Origin of the sequence: Mesorhizobium sp. WSM4310, assembly GCF_007003935.1 — a bacterium.
In the GTDB taxonomy this organism is placed as follows: Bacteria; Pseudomonadota; Alphaproteobacteria; order Rhizobiales; family Rhizobiaceae; genus Mesorhizobium.
On the sequence record NZ_VFTA01000027.1, the window covers coordinates 53,275 to 71,202 of the forward strand.

General features: G+C 64.4%; 19 protein-coding genes. 10 read left to right on the plus strand and 9 right to left on the minus strand.

Going from position 1 to position 17,928, the window contains the following annotated elements:
- Window positions 1–100 precede the first annotated feature (100 nt).
- Together FJV80_RS25140 and FJV80_RS25145 are read left to right on the plus strand one after the other, a co-directional pair.
- The gene (locus tag FJV80_RS25140) at window positions 101–886 is read left to right on the plus strand and encodes a thioredoxin family protein (protein WP_142877743.1); all 786 of its coding nucleotides are present in this window, start codon (window positions 101–103) and stop codon (window positions 884–886) included.
- A gap of 631 nt (window positions 887–1,517) precedes the next feature.
- Complete coding sequence (locus FJV80_RS25145; RefSeq protein ID WP_027055166.1) at window positions 1,518–1,904, plus strand: DUF2794 domain-containing protein; 387 nt, start codon at window positions 1,518–1,520, stop codon at window positions 1,902–1,904.
- Between the two features lie 185 nt (window positions 1,905–2,089).
- Here FJV80_RS25145 and FJV80_RS25150 read toward each other — a convergent pair whose 3' ends face one another.
- The 4 genes from FJV80_RS25150 to FJV80_RS25165 form a co-directional block, all read right to left on the minus strand.
- Window positions 2,090–2,674, minus strand: a complete 585-nt coding sequence (locus FJV80_RS25150) for a GNAT family N-acetyltransferase (protein ID WP_142877744.1) — start codon at window positions 2,672–2,674, stop codon at window positions 2,090–2,092.
- A 119-nt stretch (window positions 2,675–2,793) separates the two neighbouring features.
- Complete coding sequence (locus FJV80_RS25155) at window positions 2,794–3,567, minus strand: Bax inhibitor-1/YccA family protein (protein WP_142877745.1); 774 nt, start codon at window positions 3,565–3,567, stop codon at window positions 2,794–2,796.
- A 243-nt stretch (window positions 3,568–3,810) separates the two neighbouring features.
- A complete protein-coding gene (locus FJV80_RS25160) occupies window positions 3,811–6,360 on the minus strand; it encodes an ABC transporter permease (protein WP_142877746.1) in 2,550 nt (849 codons plus the stop codon).
- Window positions 6,360–7,055 carry an ABC transporter ATP-binding protein gene (locus FJV80_RS25165; protein WP_095788953.1) on the minus strand — a complete coding sequence of 232 codons (696 nt, stop codon included), beginning with the start codon at window positions 7,053–7,055 and terminating at the stop codon, window positions 6,360–6,362. The genes FJV80_RS25160 and FJV80_RS25165 overlap by 1 nt, the downstream gene beginning before the upstream one ends.
- 82 nt (window positions 7,056–7,137) lie before the next feature.
- Here FJV80_RS25165 and FJV80_RS25170 point away from each other — a divergent pair, with 82 nt between their 5' ends.
- Both FJV80_RS25170 and thpR read left to right on the plus strand, forming a co-directional pair.
- Window positions 7,138–7,782 carry an arylesterase gene (locus tag FJV80_RS25170; protein ID WP_142877747.1) on the plus strand — a complete coding sequence of 215 codons (645 nt, stop codon included), beginning with the start codon at window positions 7,138–7,140 and terminating at the stop codon, window positions 7,780–7,782.
- A gap of 128 nt (window positions 7,783–7,910) precedes the next feature.
- Window positions 7,911–8,507, plus strand: a complete 597-nt coding sequence (gene thpR / locus FJV80_RS25175) for an RNA 2',3'-cyclic phosphodiesterase (protein ID WP_019862074.1) — start codon at window positions 7,911–7,913, stop codon at window positions 8,505–8,507.
- Here thpR and FJV80_RS25180 read toward each other — a convergent pair.
- On the minus strand, window positions 8,411–8,923 hold the full coding sequence (locus FJV80_RS25180) for a low molecular weight protein-tyrosine-phosphatase (protein ID WP_142877748.1): 513 nt from the start codon (window positions 8,921–8,923) through the stop codon (window positions 8,411–8,413). The two genes, thpR and FJV80_RS25180, sit on opposite strands and share 97 nt — an antisense overlap.
- 104 nt (window positions 8,924–9,027) lie before the next feature.
- On the opposite strand from FJV80_RS25180, the gene FJV80_RS25185 reads away from it, so the two are divergent.
- The 3 genes from FJV80_RS25185 to FJV80_RS25195 all read left to right on the plus strand — a co-directional run bounded on the left by FJV80_RS25185 (window position 9,028) and on the right by FJV80_RS25195 (window position 10,593).
- Window positions 9,028–9,324 carry a 4a-hydroxytetrahydrobiopterin dehydratase gene (locus tag FJV80_RS25185; RefSeq protein WP_095774879.1) on the plus strand — a complete coding sequence of 99 codons (297 nt, stop codon included), beginning with the start codon at window positions 9,028–9,030 and terminating at the stop codon, window positions 9,322–9,324.
- A 128-nt stretch (window positions 9,325–9,452) separates the two neighbouring features.
- Window positions 9,453–9,815 carry a YkvA family protein gene (locus FJV80_RS25190; RefSeq protein WP_095774830.1) on the plus strand — a complete coding sequence of 121 codons (363 nt, stop codon included), beginning with the start codon at window positions 9,453–9,455 and terminating at the stop codon, window positions 9,813–9,815.
- Between the two features lie 274 nt (window positions 9,816–10,089).
- Window positions 10,090–10,593 (plus strand): invasion associated locus B family protein, encoded by a 504-nt coding sequence (locus FJV80_RS25195; protein WP_095774831.1) that lies wholly within the window; start codon window positions 10,090–10,092, stop codon window positions 10,591–10,593.
- Between the two features lie 57 nt (window positions 10,594–10,650).
- Here the strand turns inward: FJV80_RS25195 and FJV80_RS25200 are convergent, their stop codons facing one another.
- Both FJV80_RS25200 and FJV80_RS25205 read right to left on the minus strand, forming a co-directional pair.
- The gene (locus tag FJV80_RS25200; protein ID WP_142877749.1) at window positions 10,651–12,006 is read right to left on the minus strand and encodes a chloride channel protein; all 1,356 of its coding nucleotides are present in this window, start codon (window positions 12,004–12,006) and stop codon (window positions 10,651–10,653) included.
- Window positions 12,007–12,118: 112 nt separating this feature from the next.
- Window positions 12,119–12,418: a hypothetical protein gene (locus tag FJV80_RS25205; RefSeq protein ID WP_095774833.1), complete on the minus strand. Its 300-nt coding sequence runs from the start codon at window positions 12,416–12,418 to the stop codon at window positions 12,119–12,121.
- A gap of 511 nt (window positions 12,419–12,929) precedes the next feature.
- On the opposite strand from FJV80_RS25205, the gene rlmN reads away from it, so the two are divergent.
- The 3 genes from rlmN to FJV80_RS25225 are packed head-to-tail and all read left to right on the plus strand — an operon-like array spanning window position 12,930 to window position 15,087.
- Window positions 12,930–14,162: a 23S rRNA (adenine(2503)-C(2))-methyltransferase RlmN gene (gene rlmN / locus FJV80_RS25215; RefSeq protein WP_142877750.1), complete on the plus strand. Its 1,233-nt coding sequence runs from the start codon at window positions 12,930–12,932 to the stop codon at window positions 14,160–14,162.
- Window positions 14,159–14,608: a hypothetical protein gene (locus FJV80_RS25220; protein WP_179295982.1), complete on the plus strand. Its 450-nt coding sequence runs from the start codon at window positions 14,159–14,161 to the stop codon at window positions 14,606–14,608. The genes rlmN and FJV80_RS25220 overlap by 4 nt, the downstream gene beginning before the upstream one ends.
- Complete coding sequence (locus tag FJV80_RS25225) at window positions 14,605–15,087, plus strand: hypothetical protein (protein WP_142877751.1); 483 nt, start codon at window positions 14,605–14,607, stop codon at window positions 15,085–15,087. Before FJV80_RS25220 ends, FJV80_RS25225 begins: the two co-directional genes overlap by 4 nt.
- Here the strand turns inward: FJV80_RS25225 and FJV80_RS25230 are convergent.
- Both FJV80_RS25230 and FJV80_RS25235 read right to left on the minus strand, forming a co-directional pair.
- Window positions 15,059–15,700, minus strand: coding sequence for a LysE family translocator (locus FJV80_RS25230; RefSeq protein ID WP_095774836.1), 642 nt, complete (start codon window positions 15,698–15,700; stop codon window positions 15,059–15,061). The genes FJV80_RS25225 and FJV80_RS25230 overlap by 29 nt on opposite strands.
- Window positions 15,701–15,820: 120 nt before the next feature.
- On the minus strand, window positions 15,821–17,899 hold the full coding sequence (locus FJV80_RS25235) for a bifunctional diguanylate cyclase/phosphodiesterase (RefSeq protein WP_246689052.1): 2,079 nt from the start codon (window positions 17,897–17,899) through the stop codon (window positions 15,821–15,823).
- Between the last annotated feature and the right edge of the window lie 29 nt (window positions 17,900–17,928).

Genomic DNA, 17,928 nt, shown 5'->3' on the forward strand with positions numbered 1-17,928 from the left:
CGGCAAAAATTTCACCGCAACGTGACTTCCCGTTGACTTCCGCTTCTGCCACATATTTCAGACAATCAGAACAAAGCCGGCGCCACCGGCGGGAATTGGAATGATCATGGCCTGGCGAAGATCACTTTGGCTGGCAGCCTTCGCGCTGGCCTTCTCGGCGTTTGCCGGTGCCGGCCATGCCGGCGAGGCCGAAGGGATCCAGGCCGAAAAACCCTCGCCCGACAGGCCGCTCGGCGTGGTCGAACTGTTCACCAGCCAGGGCTGCAGCTCCTGCCCGCCGGCCGATGCCTTCTTCGCCGAACTTGCGACCAGGGAAGACATTGTCGCGCTCTCCTATCACGTCGACTATTGGGACTATCTCGGCTGGAAGGACACGCTCAGCCGCAAGGAAAACACCGAGCGGCAATATGATTACATGCGCGCCTTCGGCAGTCGCTCCGTCTATACGCCGCAAGCGGTCCTCAATGGCCGCGCGCATGTCAACGGCGCCAATCGCGGCGAGGTCGACGGCGCGCTGGCCCGCATGGCGAAATCCGGCGAAGGCATGCGTGTGCCCGTCAAGGTCAGCCGCACCAGCGACCGCGTGATCATCGATGCCGGCGATGCCGGCGCCGGTCCGAGCGACGCCCATGTCGTCATCGTTTATTTCGAGCCGCCGCAGACGGTCAAGATCGCCCAGGGCGAGAACTCCGGCCGCAAGATGACCTATTGGAACGCCGTCACCAGCATCCAGACCGCCGGCATGTGGCACGGCAAGGCGCAGCGCTATGAATTGCCGATGAGCGAGATCACCAAGAAGGGCGGCTGCGCGGTGCTTTTGCAGTCGGTCGGCAAGGACGGCATGCCAGGACCCATTCTCGGCGCTGCCTTCATCCACAAGCCGTAACGCAATCGCCGAAAACGGCCTTGCCTTCGTCATCCACGGGCGGAGCAGGAGCGAAGCTCCGTCGCGGAGACCCGAGGATCCATGCCGTGACATTTGCCATATGTAAAAGCGGTCCAGGATCGGGCGCTCTCGACTCGGACCTGACCGACGCCAACTCGTGCGACCGCTTATTCTGAACCGGCGCGTTCTTCGGGCAATGTCGCGGCATGGATCGACGGCGCCGATAACATCACGATCGATCCGGACCTTCAGGCATGAAAAAACCGACGTCAGCTTGCTTCTGACGCCGGTCATTGAAGTTTTGGGATCGTCGCACCCGATTTTTCCAAGGAAAAACCGAGGTTGGTTCGATCCGACGCAGACCCGTGGGCGGGGGGCTTGGGGTTTACGAGCCGGTGCCGGACCGAACCGTCTCAGGCAACGCCGGTAAATTCGTCGGACATTGGGGCATGAGCGCGGATAAAAAGAGGCAGAAATGTGGCGAAGCATCACCAATTCCAACATGCGGTTTGCAAACGTGACTGGACGTGACCGAAAAGGCGCGCTGCCGCGACCGCTTCGCCGGCTCTTGCAATTGCAGCGCGAAGGGGCCAATTTTGATTGGCAAAGATTCATTTTGAAGGATCGAGGCATGACTGACGACAGCGGCGGGACGGGGGATGGTGACGCATCCGCAATATTAATCCCGCTGCACGAGGCGCGCAGCGCACGCCTCGACCAGCCGGTGCGCTTCGACCGGCGTGAACTGGACCAGATCCTCAGGCTCTACGGACGCATGGTCGCCGCCAATGAATGGCGCGACTACGCCATCGATCATTTGACCGACAGGGCAGTGTTTTCCGTCTTCCGCCGCGCCAGCGAAGTGCCGCTGTTCCAGATCGTCAAGGATCCGAAACTGGCCCGCAAGCAAGGCGCCTTCGCCGTCATCGCCGCCGGCGGCCGCATCCTCAAACGCGGCCAGGAGCTCGGCCGCGTGCTTGGCGTCTTCGACAGCAAGCTGAGAGTGGTCGAGGCCTGAGCCGGGAATAGGAATTGAAGAATTGAGGAATTGAAGAATTGAGGAATTGAGGAATTGAGGAATTGAGGAATTGAGGAATTGAGGAATTGAGGAATTGAGGAATTGAGGAATTGAGGAAAAAGGCACTCAATACCTGACGTAAGCGCCATCTTCTTTGTTCTTCAATTCTCCAGTTCTCCAGTTCCTCAGTTCTTCAATTCTTCTTTATCCCCCCGAAACTTCCGCTCCGGCAGCGAGACCGGGTCGGGCGGCAGCGACGCACCGCCATTCAGCGACAACTGCATGAACACCGTGTCCAGCCAGCGCCCGTGCTTGTAGCCGGAGCCTTCGAGCCGGCCTGAATGGCGAAAGCCGAGCTTTTCGTGCAGCCTGACCGAGGCGCTGTCGGCATGGCCGTCGCCGATCACCGCGATGATCTGGCGAAAACCCGCCGCCTCGGCCGCCGCGATCAAGGCTTGCATCAGCTGGAGACCGATGCCCTGGCCCTTGGCATCAGGCGCGACATAGACCGAATCCTCGACGATGAAGCGATAGGCCGGGCGCGGCCGGAAGGCGCCGGCATAGGCGTAGCCGAGCACTGCGCCGTCCTTCTCCGCCACCAGATAGGGAAAGCCGCCGGCCGTGAGCGTGGCGAATCGCGTGCCCATCTCGGCGCGGCTGGGCGGCTCCAGCTCGTAGCTCGCCGTTCCGTGTGTCACGGCGTCGGCGTAGATTTCGGTGATGGTGTCGAGGTCGGTGGCGCTGGCCGCCCTGATCACGATATTGCTCATTCTTTATGCAAGCCTTCTGTCTGCCTTCGATAACAGCAAACGCCGGCGCAAAAGAAAAGGGCGGCCGTTGGGCCGCCCTTTCCAAACCCGATGGTCCAGTCAGACCATGATGCGAAGCCTTAGCGGCGGTCGCCCATGAACTGCAGCAGGAACATGAACAGGTTGATGAAGTCGAGGTAGAGCGTCAGCGCGCCCATGATGGCCTTGCGGCCGGCGACATCGGAAGCGTCGCCCTGGAAATACATCTCCTTGATCTTCTGCGTGTCGTAGGCGGTGAGGCCGGCGAAGACCAGCACGCCGATCGCCGAGACGGCGAAGGACAGTGCCGACGACTGCAGGAAGATGTTGATCACCATCGCGATGATGATGCCGAACACGCCCATGATCAGGAACGAGCCCATCGCCGTCAGGTCGCGCTTGGTCGTGTAGCCGAACAGCGACAGCGCACCGAAGGCGGCGGCGGTGGCAAAGAAGGTCTGCGAAATGCTGGCCGTGGTGTAGACCAGGAAGATCGACGACAGCGACAGGCCGACGAGGCCGGCATAGACCCAGAAGGTCGTCTGCGCCGCCGAAACGCTCATCGATTGGACGCGGAACGACAGGAACAGCACGGCGGCCAGCGGCGCCAGCATCACCACCCAGCGCAGCGGCGATCCGAAGATCGCGTAGCCGAACGACGTCAGCATCTCGCCGCTCGGCAGCGTCGCGACGGCCGAGGCCGGATCGGTGGTGGTGGCCAGCATGATCGTGCCGACAGCGGCAAGGCCGGTGATGAGGAGGCCAAGCCCCATCAGATTGTAGACCTTGATCATATAGGCGCGCAGGCCCTGGTCGATGTCGACGGCTGCGCCGGGCACGGCGCGCGTCTGGAAGTTGCGAATGGGTTCAGCCATTGTAGTCCTCTATTGCTTCTGCCCCGTCCGGTGTCAGATCCTGTTGGGACGTAAATCCACCGGACCCAGGCGCCGCTGGCGGGGCTCCAGCATGCCTGTGGCGAAATATGATGGTTATTCGCGTCAAGAACAAGACCGTAACCGGATGTAACGGTTCGTGAGGGGCCGAAATGCGGATTCCCGGGCTTTCCAGCCGCCATCCTTACCAAGATTTAATCCGCGATAGCGGCGTCGGCCCCGGAACTACAGCTCGCGCAACACCGGCGCCGCCTTGTGGCCGAGCACCCGCCAGGTGCCGGCGAGGCCGATGCCGACGGTGATCACCAGCGCAAAGACGATGGTCGCCACCGCCACCTGCGGCATGAAATGCGACGGCAGGGTCATGATACGGGCGACAATGTACCAGGCCGCGATGCCGCCAGCCGCCAGCGCGAAGATGGCGGTGGCCAGTCCGATCAGCATGTATTCGAGGGAGAACGCCGTGATCAGCGTTCGCCTTGTGGCGCCGAGCGTCTTCAGCACCACCGCGTCGTGGATGCGCGCCCGGTTGCCGGCGGCGAGCGCGCCGGCCAGCACCAGCACCGAAGCGACCAGCGCCACGCCGGCCGCCGCGCGAATCGCCGTGCCGAGCTGCCCGACCAGCCGGTTGACGACATCGAGCGCGTCCTTGACCCGCACCGTCGTCACCGCGGGAAAGGCGCGGGTGACGGCATTGAGGACGCGCGCGTCGTCGGCCGTGGTGGCACTCTTTTCGGTCAGCGTCGCCATCCAGCCATGCGGGGCGCCAGCGAATGTATTGGGCGAGAACACCATGACGAAGTTGATGCCCATCGTTTCCCATTGGACCTGACGGAAATTGGCGATCTTTGCCGTCACGTTGCGGCCGAGCACATTGACGGTGACGGTGTCGCCAAGCTTCAGTCCGATCTCCTGGCCCTCATGCGCCGAGAAGGAAACCAGCGGCTCGCCGGCATAATTGTCCGGCCACCATTTGCCCTCGGTCAGCGTCGCATTTTCCGGTTGTTTGGCATCATAGGTCAGGCCGCGATCGCCTTTCAGCACCCAGGCGCCTGCGGCCGGCACCTTGACCTTGTCGACATCGACGCCGTTGAGCGCCATCACCCGGCCGCGCAGCATCGGCACTTTGGCCAGCGTCCCCTTTGGCGCCTCCTTGGCGATCAGCGCGGAGAACGCATCGACATCGCTGCCTTGGATGTCGACGAAGAAGAAGTTCGGCGCCCGCTCCGAAAGGCTGCCGGAGATCTGCTGCCGCAGATTGCCGTCGATCAGCGCCAGCGTCACCAGCAGCGTCAGCCCGAGCCCCAGCGACAGCACCACCGACGGCGTCAGGGCGCCTGGCCGGTGGATGTTGCCGACGGCGAGCCTGAGCGCCACGAAGCGCACGCGCGGGCTTTTTCTCGCCGCCCATTGCACCAGCGCGCCGACCAGGCGCAGCACCAGGAAGGCGAAGATGGTGGCACCGACGAAGATCGAGGCGATGCGCTGGTCGCCCGAGAACAGGATGGCGAGCGCCGCCAGCAACAGCGCGATGCCGAGCGCCGAAGCGACATAGACGGGCCGCGGCTGGCCGCGGCCTTCAAGCCCCATCTCGCGGAACAGTGCCGTCGCCGGCACGTCGCGGGCGCGTCCGAGCGGCAGCAGCGCGAAGGCCAGCGTCACCAGCAGGCCGAACAGCGCCGCCATGGCGAGCGCGCCAGGATAGAAGCCGCCCTGCGCCGGCACCGGAATGACGGATTGGAGGGCGGCACTTGCCACGAACGGCATCAGCGCGCCGAGCACCAGGCCGGCGGCGATGCCGAGGGCGGCAATGATCAGGATCTGCACGAGATAGACAGCAAAGACGAAGCCGCCGGAAGCACCGAGGCTCTTGAAGGTGGCGATGACGCCGCGCTTGCCGTCGAGATAGGCGCGCACCGCATTGGCGACGCCGACGCCGCCGACCACCAGCGCCGTCAGCCCGACCAGCGTCAGGAATTGCGAGAAGCGTTCGATGTTGGACGACAGCGCCGGCGCCGCATTGTCGCGCGTGCGGATCGACCAGCCGGCCTCGGGAAAGTCTTGCGCCGCCTGATCCTGAATGGCCTTGAGCCCCGCCTCGCCGGCGTCGGCCGGCAGCCGGATCTTGTAGGCGTTTTCGACCAGGCTGCCTGGTTGCACCAGCCCGGTGGCGGCCAGACCTTCGGCCGAGATCATCAGCCTCGGCGCGAAGCCGAAACCGTCGGACACGGCATCCGGCTCGGTGATCAGTCTGGCGCGCAATTCGAAGGTCGCCGTGCCGAGCTTCAGCCGGTCGCCGGGCTTGAGATGCAGCCTTTCGAACAACAGATCGGGGGCGGTCGCGCCAAAGACGCCGAATTCTTCGCCGAACAGTTCCTGCTTCGACAGCTTCGGTTCGGTCTCCAGCGCGCCATAGAGCGGATAGGCGTCGTCGACCGCCTTGGCCTCGACCAGTGCCTGATCCGAGCCGTCGGCCAGCCGCGCCATCGAGCGCATGCTGGCGGTGCGCGAAACGGTGCCGAGCCCGTCGAGGAAGCCGCGCTCGGCCTGGCTGGCGTCGCGCTGATTGATCTGGAAGCGGAGATCGCCGCCAAGCAGCGTCTGGCCCTGATCGGCGACGCCGGCGCTGATCGAGCGGGCAACCGAATTGACGCCGCCGATCGCCGCGACGCCGAGCGCGATGCAGGCAAGGAAGATCAGGAAGCCGGACAGGCCGCCGCGCATTTCGCGCAGCGAGAAGCGGACCGCGAGTTTCAGCCTCTGCGCCAGCGGCATCAGGCGGTGACCTTCAGGGGCGCCGGTGTTTCAATCCGGCCCGAACGCATCGAAACCTGGCGCGAACAACGCGCCGCCAGCGCCGGATCGTGGGTGACCAGCACCAGCGTCATGCCGCGCTCGGCCGCCTTGGCGAACAGCAGGTCGGCGACCTGCCGCCCGGTCGCCTGGTCGAGATTGCCGGTCGGCTCGTCGGCGATAAGGATGCGCGGCGACGGCGCCAGCGCCCGGGCGATCGCCACGCGCTGCTGCTCGCCGCCGGAGAGTTCGCCGGGATAATGGGTGACGCGGTCGCTCAGGCCCACCGCCGCCAGTTCGCGTGCCGCCACCGAAAACGGATCGGCATGGCCGGCCAGCTCCAGCGGCACCGCGACATTCTCGAGCGCCGTCATATTGGGGATGAGGTGGAAGGACTGGAAGACGATGCCAATGTTTCGGCCACGAAACGAAGCAATCTGGTCCTCGCTTTTGCCGTTGAGCAGCTCGCCGGCGATTCGTACCGTGCCCGAATCGACCCGTTCCAGGCCTGCCAGCACCATCAACAGTGTCGACTTGCCGGACCCCGAAGGGCCGACGATGCCGGTCGCCTCGCCGCGCCCCACTTCGAGGCTGACGTCCTTGAGCACATGGACAGACGAAGCGCCCTCGCCGAGCGTCAGCGATACGTCTTTCAGCGCGATGACGGCTTCTGTCAAAATGAAAGTGTCCTATATGGAACGTGAAGGCTCTGTTTGCCGGAAGCCGGGAAGAATCTTTTGGTCATATGGGGCCTGCCGCATGTCTTTCAAACGCCAGATAGCCGCAGGCTTGATCCTTTTCCTCGCCCTTTGCGGCGCCATTTCGTCGGCGCGGGCCGAGGCCTTCAAGATCGTCGGCTTCGGTGACAGCCTGATGGCGGGTTACGGTCTCGGGCCTGGCGAGGGTTTTACCGACAAGCTCCAGGCCGCCCTGCGCGCTAAGGGCCGTGACGTGGCCGTCGCCAATGCCGGTGTTTCCGGCGACACCACCAGCGGCGGCCTGGCGCGGCTCGACTGGTCGGTGCCGGACGGAACCAGGCTGGTCATCCTCGAACTCGGCGCCAACGACATGCTGCGCGGCGTCTCGCCCGATATCCCCAGGAACAACCTCGACGAGATGCTGGCCAGGCTCAAGCGGCGCAACATCGCCGTGCTCCTGGCCGGCATGCGCGCCGCGCCCAATCTCGGCGCCGACTATCAGACCGCCTTCGACCGCATCTTTCCGGAGCTGGCGAAAAAATACGATGTCACGCTCTACCCGTTCTTCCTCGACGGCGTCGCCGGGCAGCCCGGCATGCAGCTCGAGGATGGCCTGCATCCGAGCGCCAAGGGGGTCGACCAGATGGTCGAGCGCATCCTGCCGACGGTCGAGAAGGCCATCGCGGCGGTGCCCGGAGGCGCGTGAGGCCGGGCGGAACCGCTTTCCGTTAGGGAAGTTTTTAGCAAAGCCTGTGACCAATAAACCTCTTGCTCCATCAGCCTATCGATGATTCGCTATAGGTGACAGTTCGATTCGAGGAAGGGAGGCTCTTCATGCCGCGTCTTTTCACCGCCCTCGAAATTCCGCGTGATGCTGCCCTTTCGCTGTCCCTGCTCCGGGGCGGCCTGCCGGGGGCCCGCTGGATCGATGTCGAAAACTACCATCTGACGCTGCGCTTCATCGGCGACGTCGAAGGCCATGTCGCCGACGAGATCGCCAACGCGCTGGACCGCGTCCACCGCCCTTCCTTCTCGCTGACACTGTCCGGTGTCGGCGCTTTCGGCCAGAAAAAGCCGCACGCCGTATGGGCCGGCGCGTCCGCCTCGCCAGATCTGGCAGCGCTTCAGGGCGAGATCGAGCGCATCTGCCAGCGGCTCGGCATCCCCGCCGATCCGCGCAAGTTCATGCCGCACGTCACACTGGCGCGGCTGCGCAATTCGAGCCCGCTGGATGTCGCGCAATATCTGTCGGCACGCGGCAATTTCTCGACATTGCCGTTCCGCATCGGCCGCTTCGTCCTGATGTCGTCGCGCGATTCGGTCGGCGGCGGCCCCTACATCGTCGAGGAAGCCTGGCCGCTGTCCGGCAACGATGCCCGCGCCGCCAGCCGCGTCGCCAGCGCCTCCGACGCTTCGCGGATCATGCGGTAGACCGAAGCGAACGCATCTTCGCCGTCATAATAGGGATCGGGCACGTCACGCGCCTGTCCATGCGCGAACTCTAAAAACAGGTGCACCCGGTCCCGCGCGGGCGTCAGCGCCTCGAGGTCGGCGACGTTCGAGCGGTCCATGCCGAGGATCAGGTCGAAACGGGAGAAATCCTCACGCCGGACCTTGCGTGCTCTCTGTCCGGAAATGTCGATGCCGTGGCGCATCGCGACGGCGATCGAGCGTGGATCGGGGGCCGAGCCGACCTCCCAGCCGCTGGTGGCGGCCGAATCGAGCAGCATGTCGCGGCCCCGGCCGCGCTCGGCCCAGACGGCGCGAAAAACACCTTCCGCCAGCGGCGAGCGGCAGATGTTGCCGAGGCAGACGAACAGAATGGAATTTATCGGCTTCATGCTCATTCGATATGCGCCGTTTGTGCATTTGGAACCCCAAAACCGCACAGCACTTCGGGGCGACTTGCACTATGGTGAGGGTCAAATTCGAAATAGCACGGGAAATCATCATGACGAGAGAAAAACTCAGCAAGGACGCCATCACCGCCGCCCTTGCCGAACTCGGCGACTGGTCGCTGGCCGCGGACGGTGGCTCGATCAAGCGCAGCTTCGTCTTCAGGAATTTCTCCGAAGCCTTCGCCTTCATGACCCGCGTCGCGCTGGCGGCCGAAAAGATGGACCATCATCCCGACTGGTCGAATGTCTACAAGACCGTCGACGTGACGCTCAACACCCATGACGCCGGCGGCGTCACGGCGCTCGACATAGCGCTGGCAAAGAAGATGAACCGCTATTTCGGCGGCTGAGTGCACGCCTGGCCGTGAGCGGTGACCCCAAATCGGCACCGGCATCTTGCAGCCGGGTCCGGCTTTCACCACATTTTCGCTCGCGAGGCATGCGCCAGGACGCGCATGAGACCCGCAAGGAGTGATTGATGGCGCGACAACCCGGTTTTGATTTCTTCGGCTTTGGCGACAGGCTGGGCGGCGAGGGCGAAGTGCGCGAGAAATTCTGGCGCACGGCCAAGAAGGCCGCGCGGCAGATCCCGTTCATGGAAGAGGTCGTTGCCGCCTATTACTGCGCCATGGACAAGAACACGCCGCTGCGCGCCAAGGGCATATTGGTGGCCGCGCTCGGTTATTTCGTCCTGCCGGTGGACCTCATCCCCGACTTCGTCGTCGGCCTCGGTTTCACCGACGACATCGCGGTGCTGACCGCAGCGATCACCGCCGTCAGCGCCCACATCACGCCGGCACATCGCCAGGCCGCCAAGGACGCCATCGCCGACAAGGGCTGAGCGTCGTCACGTGGCGCTTGGCCTGTGGACAGAGGCGTTTGGAGGCCCTGCTGAAAAGTCAAACTCTTGCCGCTTTCGTGGCCTCCAAGTCGCCGAAGGGACGTCGCGCCGGCCGCTGACAAGGCGGCGGTGCGGGAATGGCGGCGGTTTCCGGGGGTGAGCGTCCTTTTCTTGAGGGAAATTCACCGTTTGGTAACCCAGATTAAATCAAAATGAAGCGACGGCTGGACGCCATGCGGCCCGCCCCCGCACCATTTGGAATACGGGAAAGACGATGCGCGGATTGATAGCACTGGTTTCGAGTCTGGTCCTGGTGGCCTCGGCAGCGCCTGTTCTGGCGCAGCAGGCGACCAAGATCGGCCAGCACAATGCCTGGGGCACCTATAGCTACCAGGCATCGGGCGGCAAGGTCTGCTACGTGCTCACCGTGCCGACCGACAAGCAGCCGCCGACGCTCGACCATGGCGACATGTTCTTCTTCGTCAGCCAGCGTCCCGGCCAGCAGGTGTCCTACGAGCCGCAATTCATCGCCGGCTACAATTTCCAGGAAGGCTCCAAGGCCACCGTCACCATCGACAAGAAGTCCTTCTCGATGTTCACGCGCGGCAAGTCGGCCTGGGTCGAGAACGCCGCCGAGGAACCGGTGCTGATCGCCGCCATGAAGACCGGCACCGACATGAAGGTGACGGCGAAGTCCGGCCGCGGCAACCCCACCTCCTATGTCTTCTCGCTGAAGGGCATTTCGGCGGCGCTGACGTCGATCGCCAAGTGCAAATAGGCAAACCTTCATTTTGAAGCGAATGGGCCGGGCTGCAAAGCCTGGGCCTTTGCTTTTTCAGTCCTGACCTGGCTCCGGCACTGTCTCCGCCCGCCGCCGCCGGATCGCCTCGGCGATGAAGACGCGCGACAACGCATGATAGAGCGGCTCGTGCGAGATCAGGCGCGCAGTGCCATAGCCCAGCATCGAGGCCAGCATCAGCGCGATGACATTGTCGTGATTGCCGGTCATTTCCAGGATGATGACGAAGGCCGTCATCGGCGCCTGCACGACGCCGGCGAAATAGCCGGCCATGCCGAGCAGCGCGGCGGCACCAGCGCTGGAACCAAATAGCAGCCCGAGCGAACTGCCGATGCCGGCGCCGACCGCCAGCGACGGCGCGAAGATGCCGCCGGGAATGCCCGAGACCATCGACAACACGCCGGCCAGGAATTTTTCGGCAAAGAAGAACCATGGCAGCGGCGTGCCTTCGACAGCGCCGCGCGCCTGTGCGTAGCCGGTGCCGAAGGTCAGCCCGCCCGAGGCGATGCCGATCGCCGCCACGCCAAGCCCGCAGACAGCCGCCACCAGCAGTGCGCGAGCCAAAGGCTGCTGCGTGTGCCAGCGGCGGATCCGCCGCGTGATCTTCAGCGCCAGCAGCGAGAACAGCGCGCCGAAGCCGCCGCCGATGACGCCGCAGCCAAGCACCAGCGGCCAGTCGGCGGCAAACGCGATGGTTTCCTTCGAGACGCCGAAATAGGTGTAATTGCCGAGCAGGCCGAGCGAGGCGAGGCCGGCCAGGATCACCGCCGTCAGCACCAGCCCGTTGGTGCGCGCCTCATAGGTGCGGCCCATCTCCTCGATGGCGAAGACGATGCCGGCCAGCGGCGTGTTGAAGGCGGCGGCGATGCCGGCGGCCGAGCCGGCCAGGATCAGGCCGCGCGCCTGCGCCATGCCGCCCCAGCGCGCCGCCTGCAGCATCAGCGAGGCGCCGACCTGCACGGTCGGACCCTCGCGGCCGATCGAAGCGCCGCAGAACAGGCCGATGACGGTAAGCACGATCTTGCCTGCCGCCAGGCGAAGCGAAAGGAGATGACCGCGATCCTCGTCGTCGCGCAAATGGCGAGCGGCGATCGCCTGCGGAATGCCGCTGCCCTGCGATCCGGGGAAAAAGGCCTGGGCAAGCCAGGCGCAGAGCACGAAGCCGAGCGGCGTTATGATCAACGGCAGGTAGAAACGCCAGCCGCCACCGTTGCCGGTGACGAGGTGAAACAGCGCTTGCGCCCGGTCGGCCAGTATCGCGAACAGCACGCTGATCAGGCCGATCGAGATGGCGCCGGCCCAGAAGACGAGCCGCGGCTGCCAGACGCGCCGCGAGGCCCACATCGCCTGTGAGCGCCGCAACATCGGGTATTTTCGCGATATGCCGGCCATCCGCGCCTCATTGTGGTGGCCCGGCCTAGCACACCCACGGAGCCGATCAAGCCTGTGGGGCTGATCCACGCGTCGGATCCCGCCGGCGTACACCGGCGGGATCCGGGCTGGCTCACATGGCCATTTTTTCACATTCGGCCTGAGCCTTCTTGGTCGACGTATCGATCATGTAGGCTTTGCCCTTGGCGTCGGTCATCATCATCATGCAGTGCTTGATCGGCTTTGCCATCTTCATCATCTCGGCGCCCATCTTTGCATCCGGCATCATGGTGCCCATATGCCCGTCCGGCATGATCGCCATCACTTCTCCACCCTTCATCATGGTCATCGTGCCCATCGCGTCTTCGGCAAATGCCTGCGAGGCGGAAAGGCCGACGAGGCCGGCAATGACGGCGAACTTGATAGAGTTCATTCTGCATACTCCCATTTTGTAGAGGCATAGTCGCCCCATTCAGACTTCGCAGGCGCGATGGGAATCGTTACGCGAACACGATCATGTGATCGGTCAATAGGGGCTGCCGTCCAATCAGGCGGAAGCATTGCTTCGGTGCAAGGTCGACCCCCACTCCGTCGAGCTTCGCTCGCCACCTCTCCCCCGATCGACGGGGCAGAGGAAGGGCGCGAAATGATTCCAGCCAGCGCCTTTCCTCTCCCTCCGGAGGGAGGAGGGGTGGCGCTGCGAAGCAGCGACGGAGTGGGGGAAGCCGCTCGTCAATCGCGCCGCCGCCGCAAGACAGGCATAACCCTGCACAGGAGGAGGAAAGCCCGGCAGGGCAATGAAGGCCAGCGCCGACCTTCAAGGTCAGGCGATCATACAATGAAGCGCACTGCATGACTCCGCGCTCAACCTGTGCTATGCGCCGCGCTTCAGTTCCCGGCACGATGAATGAAATCGGCCGCAAAACGCTTATATCAGTGCGACCATGACCCTTTCCTTCGACCTCACCACTGAAGGTGCCCGTGACGCGTTGCGCGCCCGCGCCGCGTCCGAGAAGCCGTCGCTGATCGGCCTGACGCGGGCCGAGCTCGCGGAGGCGCTCGTCGCGTCCGGTATCGTGCCGGAGCGCCAGGCAAGGATGCGCGCCCAGCAGCTCTGGCACTGGATGTATGTGCGCGGCGTCTCCGACTTCGCCGGCATGTTCAACATCTCCAAGGACCTGCGCGCCGAGCTCGACAAGCATTTCACCGTCGCGCGTCCCGAGATCGTAGAGGAGCAGATTTCTTCCGACGGTACCCGCAAATGGCTGTTCCGCTTTCCGGCGCGCGGCGCCGGCCGGCCGGTCGAGATCGAGACCGTCTATATTCCCGAGGAAGGCCGCGGCACGCTTTGCATCTCCTCGCAGGTCGGCTGCACGCTGACCTGCTCCTTCTGCCACACCGGCACGCAGAAGCTGGTGCGCAATTTGACGGCGGAAGAGATTCTCGCCCAGCTGCTCACCGCGCGCGACCGGCTCGGCGATTTCCCCGACCGCGACACGCCGGACGGCGCCATCGTGCCGGCCGAGGGCCGCAAAGTGTCCAACATCGTCATGATGGGCATGGGCGAGCCGCTCTACAATTTCGAGGCTGTGAAGAAGGCGCTGCTGATCGCTTCCGACGGCGACGGGCTTTCCCTGTCGAAGCGGCGCATCACGCTGTCGACCTCCGGCGTCGTGCCGGAAATCTTCCGCACCGGCGAGGAGATCGGCGTCATGCTGGCGATCTCGCTGCATGCCACCAATGACGATCTGCGCGACCTCTTGGTGCCGATCAACAAGAAGTATCCGCTGAAGGAACTGATCGCCTCCTGCCGCGCCTATCCCGGCCTGTCGAACGCCAAGCGCATCACTTTCGAATATGTGATGCTGAAAGACGTCAACGATTCCATCGAGGATGCCAAGGGCCTGATCAAGCTGCTCAAGGGCATTCCGGCCAAGATCAATCTGATCCCGTTCAACCCGTGGCCGGGCACCAACTACCAGTGCTCGGACTGGGAGACGATCGAGAAATTCGCAGACTACATCAACAATGCCGGCTATGCCTCGCCGATCCGCACACCGCGCGGCCGCGACATCCTCGCCGCCTGCGGCCAGCTGAAATCGGAATCCGAGCGCATGCGAAAAGTGGACCGGCTGGCGCTGGAAGCCATGATGATCGCGGGGCACGGGGAGGCGTGAGCCGTCTCGTCGTCGGGCTCAAACGTATCGCCATGATAGCCGTCGGTTACATCGCCGGTGTGCTGACCTCGATCCTGGTGCCGGTGCTGCTGATCACGCTGCTGGAAGGTATCGAGTACGGCAACTGGTCGCTGGTCTTCACCTTCGACTGGCTGCGGTCGTTTCCGCTCGCCGTGCTGACCGTGGCGGTCTGCGCGCTGCTGATCGTCGGGCCCGCGATCCTGGTCGCCGAATGGTTTTCGCTGCGGGGATGGTTCTATTTCGCGGTCACGGGCGCGATCACCTCCATCGCCTTTGGCGTCCTTGTCCCGGGCTCGGCCGGAGGCTTTGTGTTCAATCCAGGCTTTCTCGGCTTCCTGGCCACGGCCGGCACCGCCGCCGGTTCGGTCTACTGGCTGTTGGCCGGGCGCGAGTCCGGCCGTCTGACGCCGCGGGATCCCGGATGACCCGTCTCGTCGCCTATCTCGTGCGCTTTGCCATGATCCTGTTCGGCTATGCCGTCGCCTCGCTGGCGGCGAGCGCCTTCCTCAACGTGCTGTTCCTGGCCTCGCTCGGCTATACGCCTGACCACACATACCCGACGGCGACGGCGTCGCTGTATTTCTCGATCCCCTTCGTCGCTCTGTTCGTCGCCTATTTCGCTTTCCTGCCGGCGGTGATCGTCATCCTGCTTGCCGAAATCCTAGGCCGGCGCGACTGGCTGTACTACGCGCTGGCGGGCGCGGTGGTGGCGGGCGTTTTCCTCGGCCTGGTCGACCACGCCCAAGAGTCCACCTTCGCGATCACCGACGCCAGCGCCATCATGGCGGTGATCGGCGGCGGCATAGTCGGCGGTATCTTCTACTGGCTGAGCGCCGGGCGCTGGGCCGGAAACTGGTGGAAAGAGGCGAACGCGCCTACTTCGCCTGGGCCGTCAGGATCTTGAGCGCGAAGGCCGAGAACACGCCGGCGAAGAGATAGTCGACCACCCGCGTGACGCGCGGGCTGGCCTTCATCGCCGCGGAAAATTTCTCCGCCGCCAGCACCATCGGCACCGTCACCGGGATCGACAGCACGATGAACATCGAGCCCAGGAAGAACAGCTTTCCCGGCGCGTTCGGGTCATGCGCGGAGACGAACTGCGGCAGGAAGGTCATGAAGAACAGGATGATCTTGGGATTGAGCAAATTGACGCCGAGCCCGGCCGCCCAGCTGCGCAGCAGCGAGATCTGCGGGCCTATCTTCTTTTCCGGCGAAAAGGCCGAGCCCTTGGCGATGGCCTGCCAGGCCAGGAAGACGAGATAGCCGGCGCCAAAGATCTTCAGCACGAAAAAGGCCATCGGCGAGGCGACGATCAGCGCCGAGACGCCGACCACCACCAGCGTGGTGTGGATCAGCGTGCCGCACAGCGCGCCGGCCATCGAGGCAAAGCCGGTGGCGCGCCCCTGGCTCAGCGTGCGCGAGACGAACAGGGTCATGTCGGGCCCGGGCGTGATCGCCAGGATCACGGTGGCGATGGCGAACTGGATCAGCGTGGCGGTGTCGGGAATGAAGGACATGGCAGGCCCCAGGAAACGCATAGGCCTATATAGCATGCGCCGTGCCGGCGCCAGATAAAGCGTTGATCCAGCAAGGCAATCGCTTTCCGCAATGACAGTTCCCGCTCGTGGCGGCGAGCGTCAGCCGGTGGCTGTCCTCACCCTGACAGGCACCTCGAAGGTGGGCGGGCCGTCCTGGCCGTCAAGCCTGCCGATGAGCACGATCTGATCGATCGGCTTGGGGCGGCCGAGGAAATAGCCTTGCGCCTCGTTGCAGCCCTCGACCTGCAGGATGCTGAGCTGGACATCGGTCTCGACGCCTTCGGCAAGCACGGGAATGTCGAGGCTGCGCCCCAGCGCCAGCACCGCGCGGATGATCGCCTTGGCCTGGGGGCTGCGCTCGACATCGGCCATGAAGGAGCGGTCGAGCTTGATCTTGTCGAACGGGAACGAGCGCAGCGTGTCGAGCGAGGAATAGCCGGTGCCGAAATCGTCGATCGCGATCGTCACCCCCAGCGCCTTGATCTGGCGCAGCACGTGCAGCGTGCGCACCTTGTCGGCGACGATCGTCGATTCGGTCAGCTCGAGCTCGAGACGCTTCGGCGACAGGCCGGTCTCGACCAGGATTTGGTGGACGAGCGTGGCGAGATCGGCATGGGCGAACTGCACCGGCGACAGATTGACCGCGATCTTGTGGCCATTGTCCCAGGAGGCGGCCTGGCGGCATGCGGTGCGCAGCACCCATTCGCCGATCGCCAGGATGGAACCGTTCTCCTCGGCGATCGGAATGAATTCGGCGGGCGGAACCATGCCGTGCACGGGGTGCGTCCAGCGCAGCAACGCCTCGTAGCCGCACGTGGCGCCGGTCTGCACCGAGGTCTGCACCTGATAGTGCAGCGAGAGTTCGCCATGGTCGATCGCCTGACGAAGGTCGGTCGCCAGCGCCCGGCGCGCCCGCGCCGTCTCGTCCATCGCCGATTCGTAAAAGCAGACGGCCCGCGTCACGTCGTTCTTGGCCCGGTACATGGCCAGATCCGCATTGCTGACCAGCCTCTCCCGGTCGGCCCCGTCGCGCGGATAGACGGCAACCCCGATGCTGGCGCCGGTAACGCTCTCGAAATCGTCGATCCGCAACGGCTCGAACAATGATTTCTCCAGCCGCGACACCAGGCCGAGCAGGTCGTTCTGGTCCTTGAAGCGCTTGATGGCGGCAAATTCGTCGCCGCCGAGCCGGGCGACGAACTCGCCGTCGCCGGCCAGCTTCGCCAGCCTGCGGGCAATGATCTTGAGCGCCTGGTCGCCGGCCGCGTGTCCCCTGAGGTCGTTGATTTCCTTGAACCGGTCGAGGTCGATGACGATCACGGCGGTCATCGTGTCCCGTTCCTCGCGCGCCCGCTCGATCTCATGGTCGAGGCGGTCGTTGAAGGAGACCCGGTTGGCAAGGCCGGTGAGCGAGTCGTTGAGGGCAAGATGCTGCAGCCGCTCGAAGCTCTCGAGCCGGCCGCGTTCGTCGATCAGATAGCTGGCGAACCCGGTGGCGGCGACGATCAGGCCGACCACGGCGACCGCGACGGCCATGGCTTCCAGGATGTCGGGATTGGTGCCCGTGGTGATGAAGGAAAGCGGCGTCACCGCCACCGCCGCCATTGCCGTGAAATGCAGGCCGACGATCGCCAGCACCAGAAGGCCGATGCCGACATAGTGCGACCAGCGGTACGGCCGGCGCATCGCATGGCCGACCGCCACGGAGGAGAATGCCATCGCGATCAGCACCGAAGCGACGACGTAGCCGGCGTCCCATTCGACGATGCCGGCCACGTGATAGGCCATCATGCCGGTATAGTGCATGGCCGAGATCGCCAGCCCGACAAGGCATCCGCCCCATTCCGGCGCCAGGCCGCGGCCTTTGTCGAGCGCAAGACCGAAGCCCACCCCGGTGCCGACCATGGCGATGACCAGGGAGATCATGGTGAGCGCCGGATCGAAGGTGATCGGCGCGCCGGGCTGATAGGCCAGCATGGCGATGAAATGCGTGCACCAGATCGAGGAACCGGCCGCGACCGCGGTCAGGAAAAGCCATCCCCGCATCTGCACGCCGACGGTTCTCCTGGCGCGGTCCAGCAGGCCGATCGTCACCCAGCAGCCGGTGACGCACATCAGCGCCGCCAGCAGGACGAGCCACAGATTATGCTCCGTGACGATGCATGATATGACGCGCATCAGGAATGGTCCAAGTCCGAGACACCCGC

Coding starts and splice junctions, on each gene's coding strand:
- thpR (WP_019862074.1), top strand. CDS start 7,911: ATGCCGCGTCTTTTCACCGCCCTCGAAATTCCGCGTGATGCTGCCCTT.
- FJV80_RS25190 (WP_095774830.1), top strand. CDS start 9,453: ATGGCGCGACAACCCGGTTTTGATTTCTTCGGCTTTGGCGACAGGCTG.
- FJV80_RS25235 (WP_246689052.1), bottom strand. CDS start 17,899: ATGCGCGTCATATCATGCATCGTCACGGAGCATAATCTGTGGCTCGTC.
- FJV80_RS25195 (WP_095774831.1), top strand. CDS start 10,090: ATGCGCGGATTGATAGCACTGGTTTCGAGTCTGGTCCTGGTGGCCTCG.
- FJV80_RS25180 (WP_142877748.1), bottom strand. CDS start 8,923: ATGAGCATGAAGCCGATAAATTCCATTCTGTTCGTCTGCCTCGGCAAC.
- FJV80_RS25230 (WP_095774836.1), bottom strand. CDS start 15,700: ATGTCCTTCATTCCCGACACCGCCACGCTGATCCAGTTCGCCATCGCC.
- FJV80_RS25225 (WP_142877751.1), top strand. CDS start 14,605: ATGACCCGTCTCGTCGCCTATCTCGTGCGCTTTGCCATGATCCTGTTC.
- FJV80_RS25155 (WP_142877745.1), bottom strand. CDS start 3,567: ATGGCTGAACCCATTCGCAACTTCCAGACGCGCGCCGTGCCCGGCGCA.
- FJV80_RS25170 (WP_142877747.1), top strand. CDS start 7,138: ATGTCTTTCAAACGCCAGATAGCCGCAGGCTTGATCCTTTTCCTCGCC.
- FJV80_RS25150 (WP_142877744.1), bottom strand. CDS start 2,674: ATGAGCAATATCGTGATCAGGGCGGCCAGCGCCACCGACCTCGACACC.
- FJV80_RS25160 (WP_142877746.1), bottom strand. CDS start 6,360: ATGCCGCTGGCGCAGAGGCTGAAACTCGCGGTCCGCTTCTCGCTGCGC.
- FJV80_RS25145 (WP_027055166.1), top strand. CDS start 1,518: ATGACTGACGACAGCGGCGGGACGGGGGATGGTGACGCATCCGCAATA.
- FJV80_RS25200 (WP_142877749.1), bottom strand. CDS start 12,006: ATGGCCGGCATATCGCGAAAATACCCGATGTTGCGGCGCTCACAGGCG.
- FJV80_RS25140 (WP_142877743.1), top strand. CDS start 101: ATGATCATGGCCTGGCGAAGATCACTTTGGCTGGCAGCCTTCGCGCTG.
- rlmN (WP_142877750.1), top strand. CDS start 12,930: ATGACCCTTTCCTTCGACCTCACCACTGAAGGTGCCCGTGACGCGTTG.
- FJV80_RS25205 (WP_095774833.1), bottom strand. CDS start 12,418: ATGAACTCTATCAAGTTCGCCGTCATTGCCGGCCTCGTCGGCCTTTCC.
- FJV80_RS25185 (WP_095774879.1), top strand. CDS start 9,028: ATGACGAGAGAAAAACTCAGCAAGGACGCCATCACCGCCGCCCTTGCC.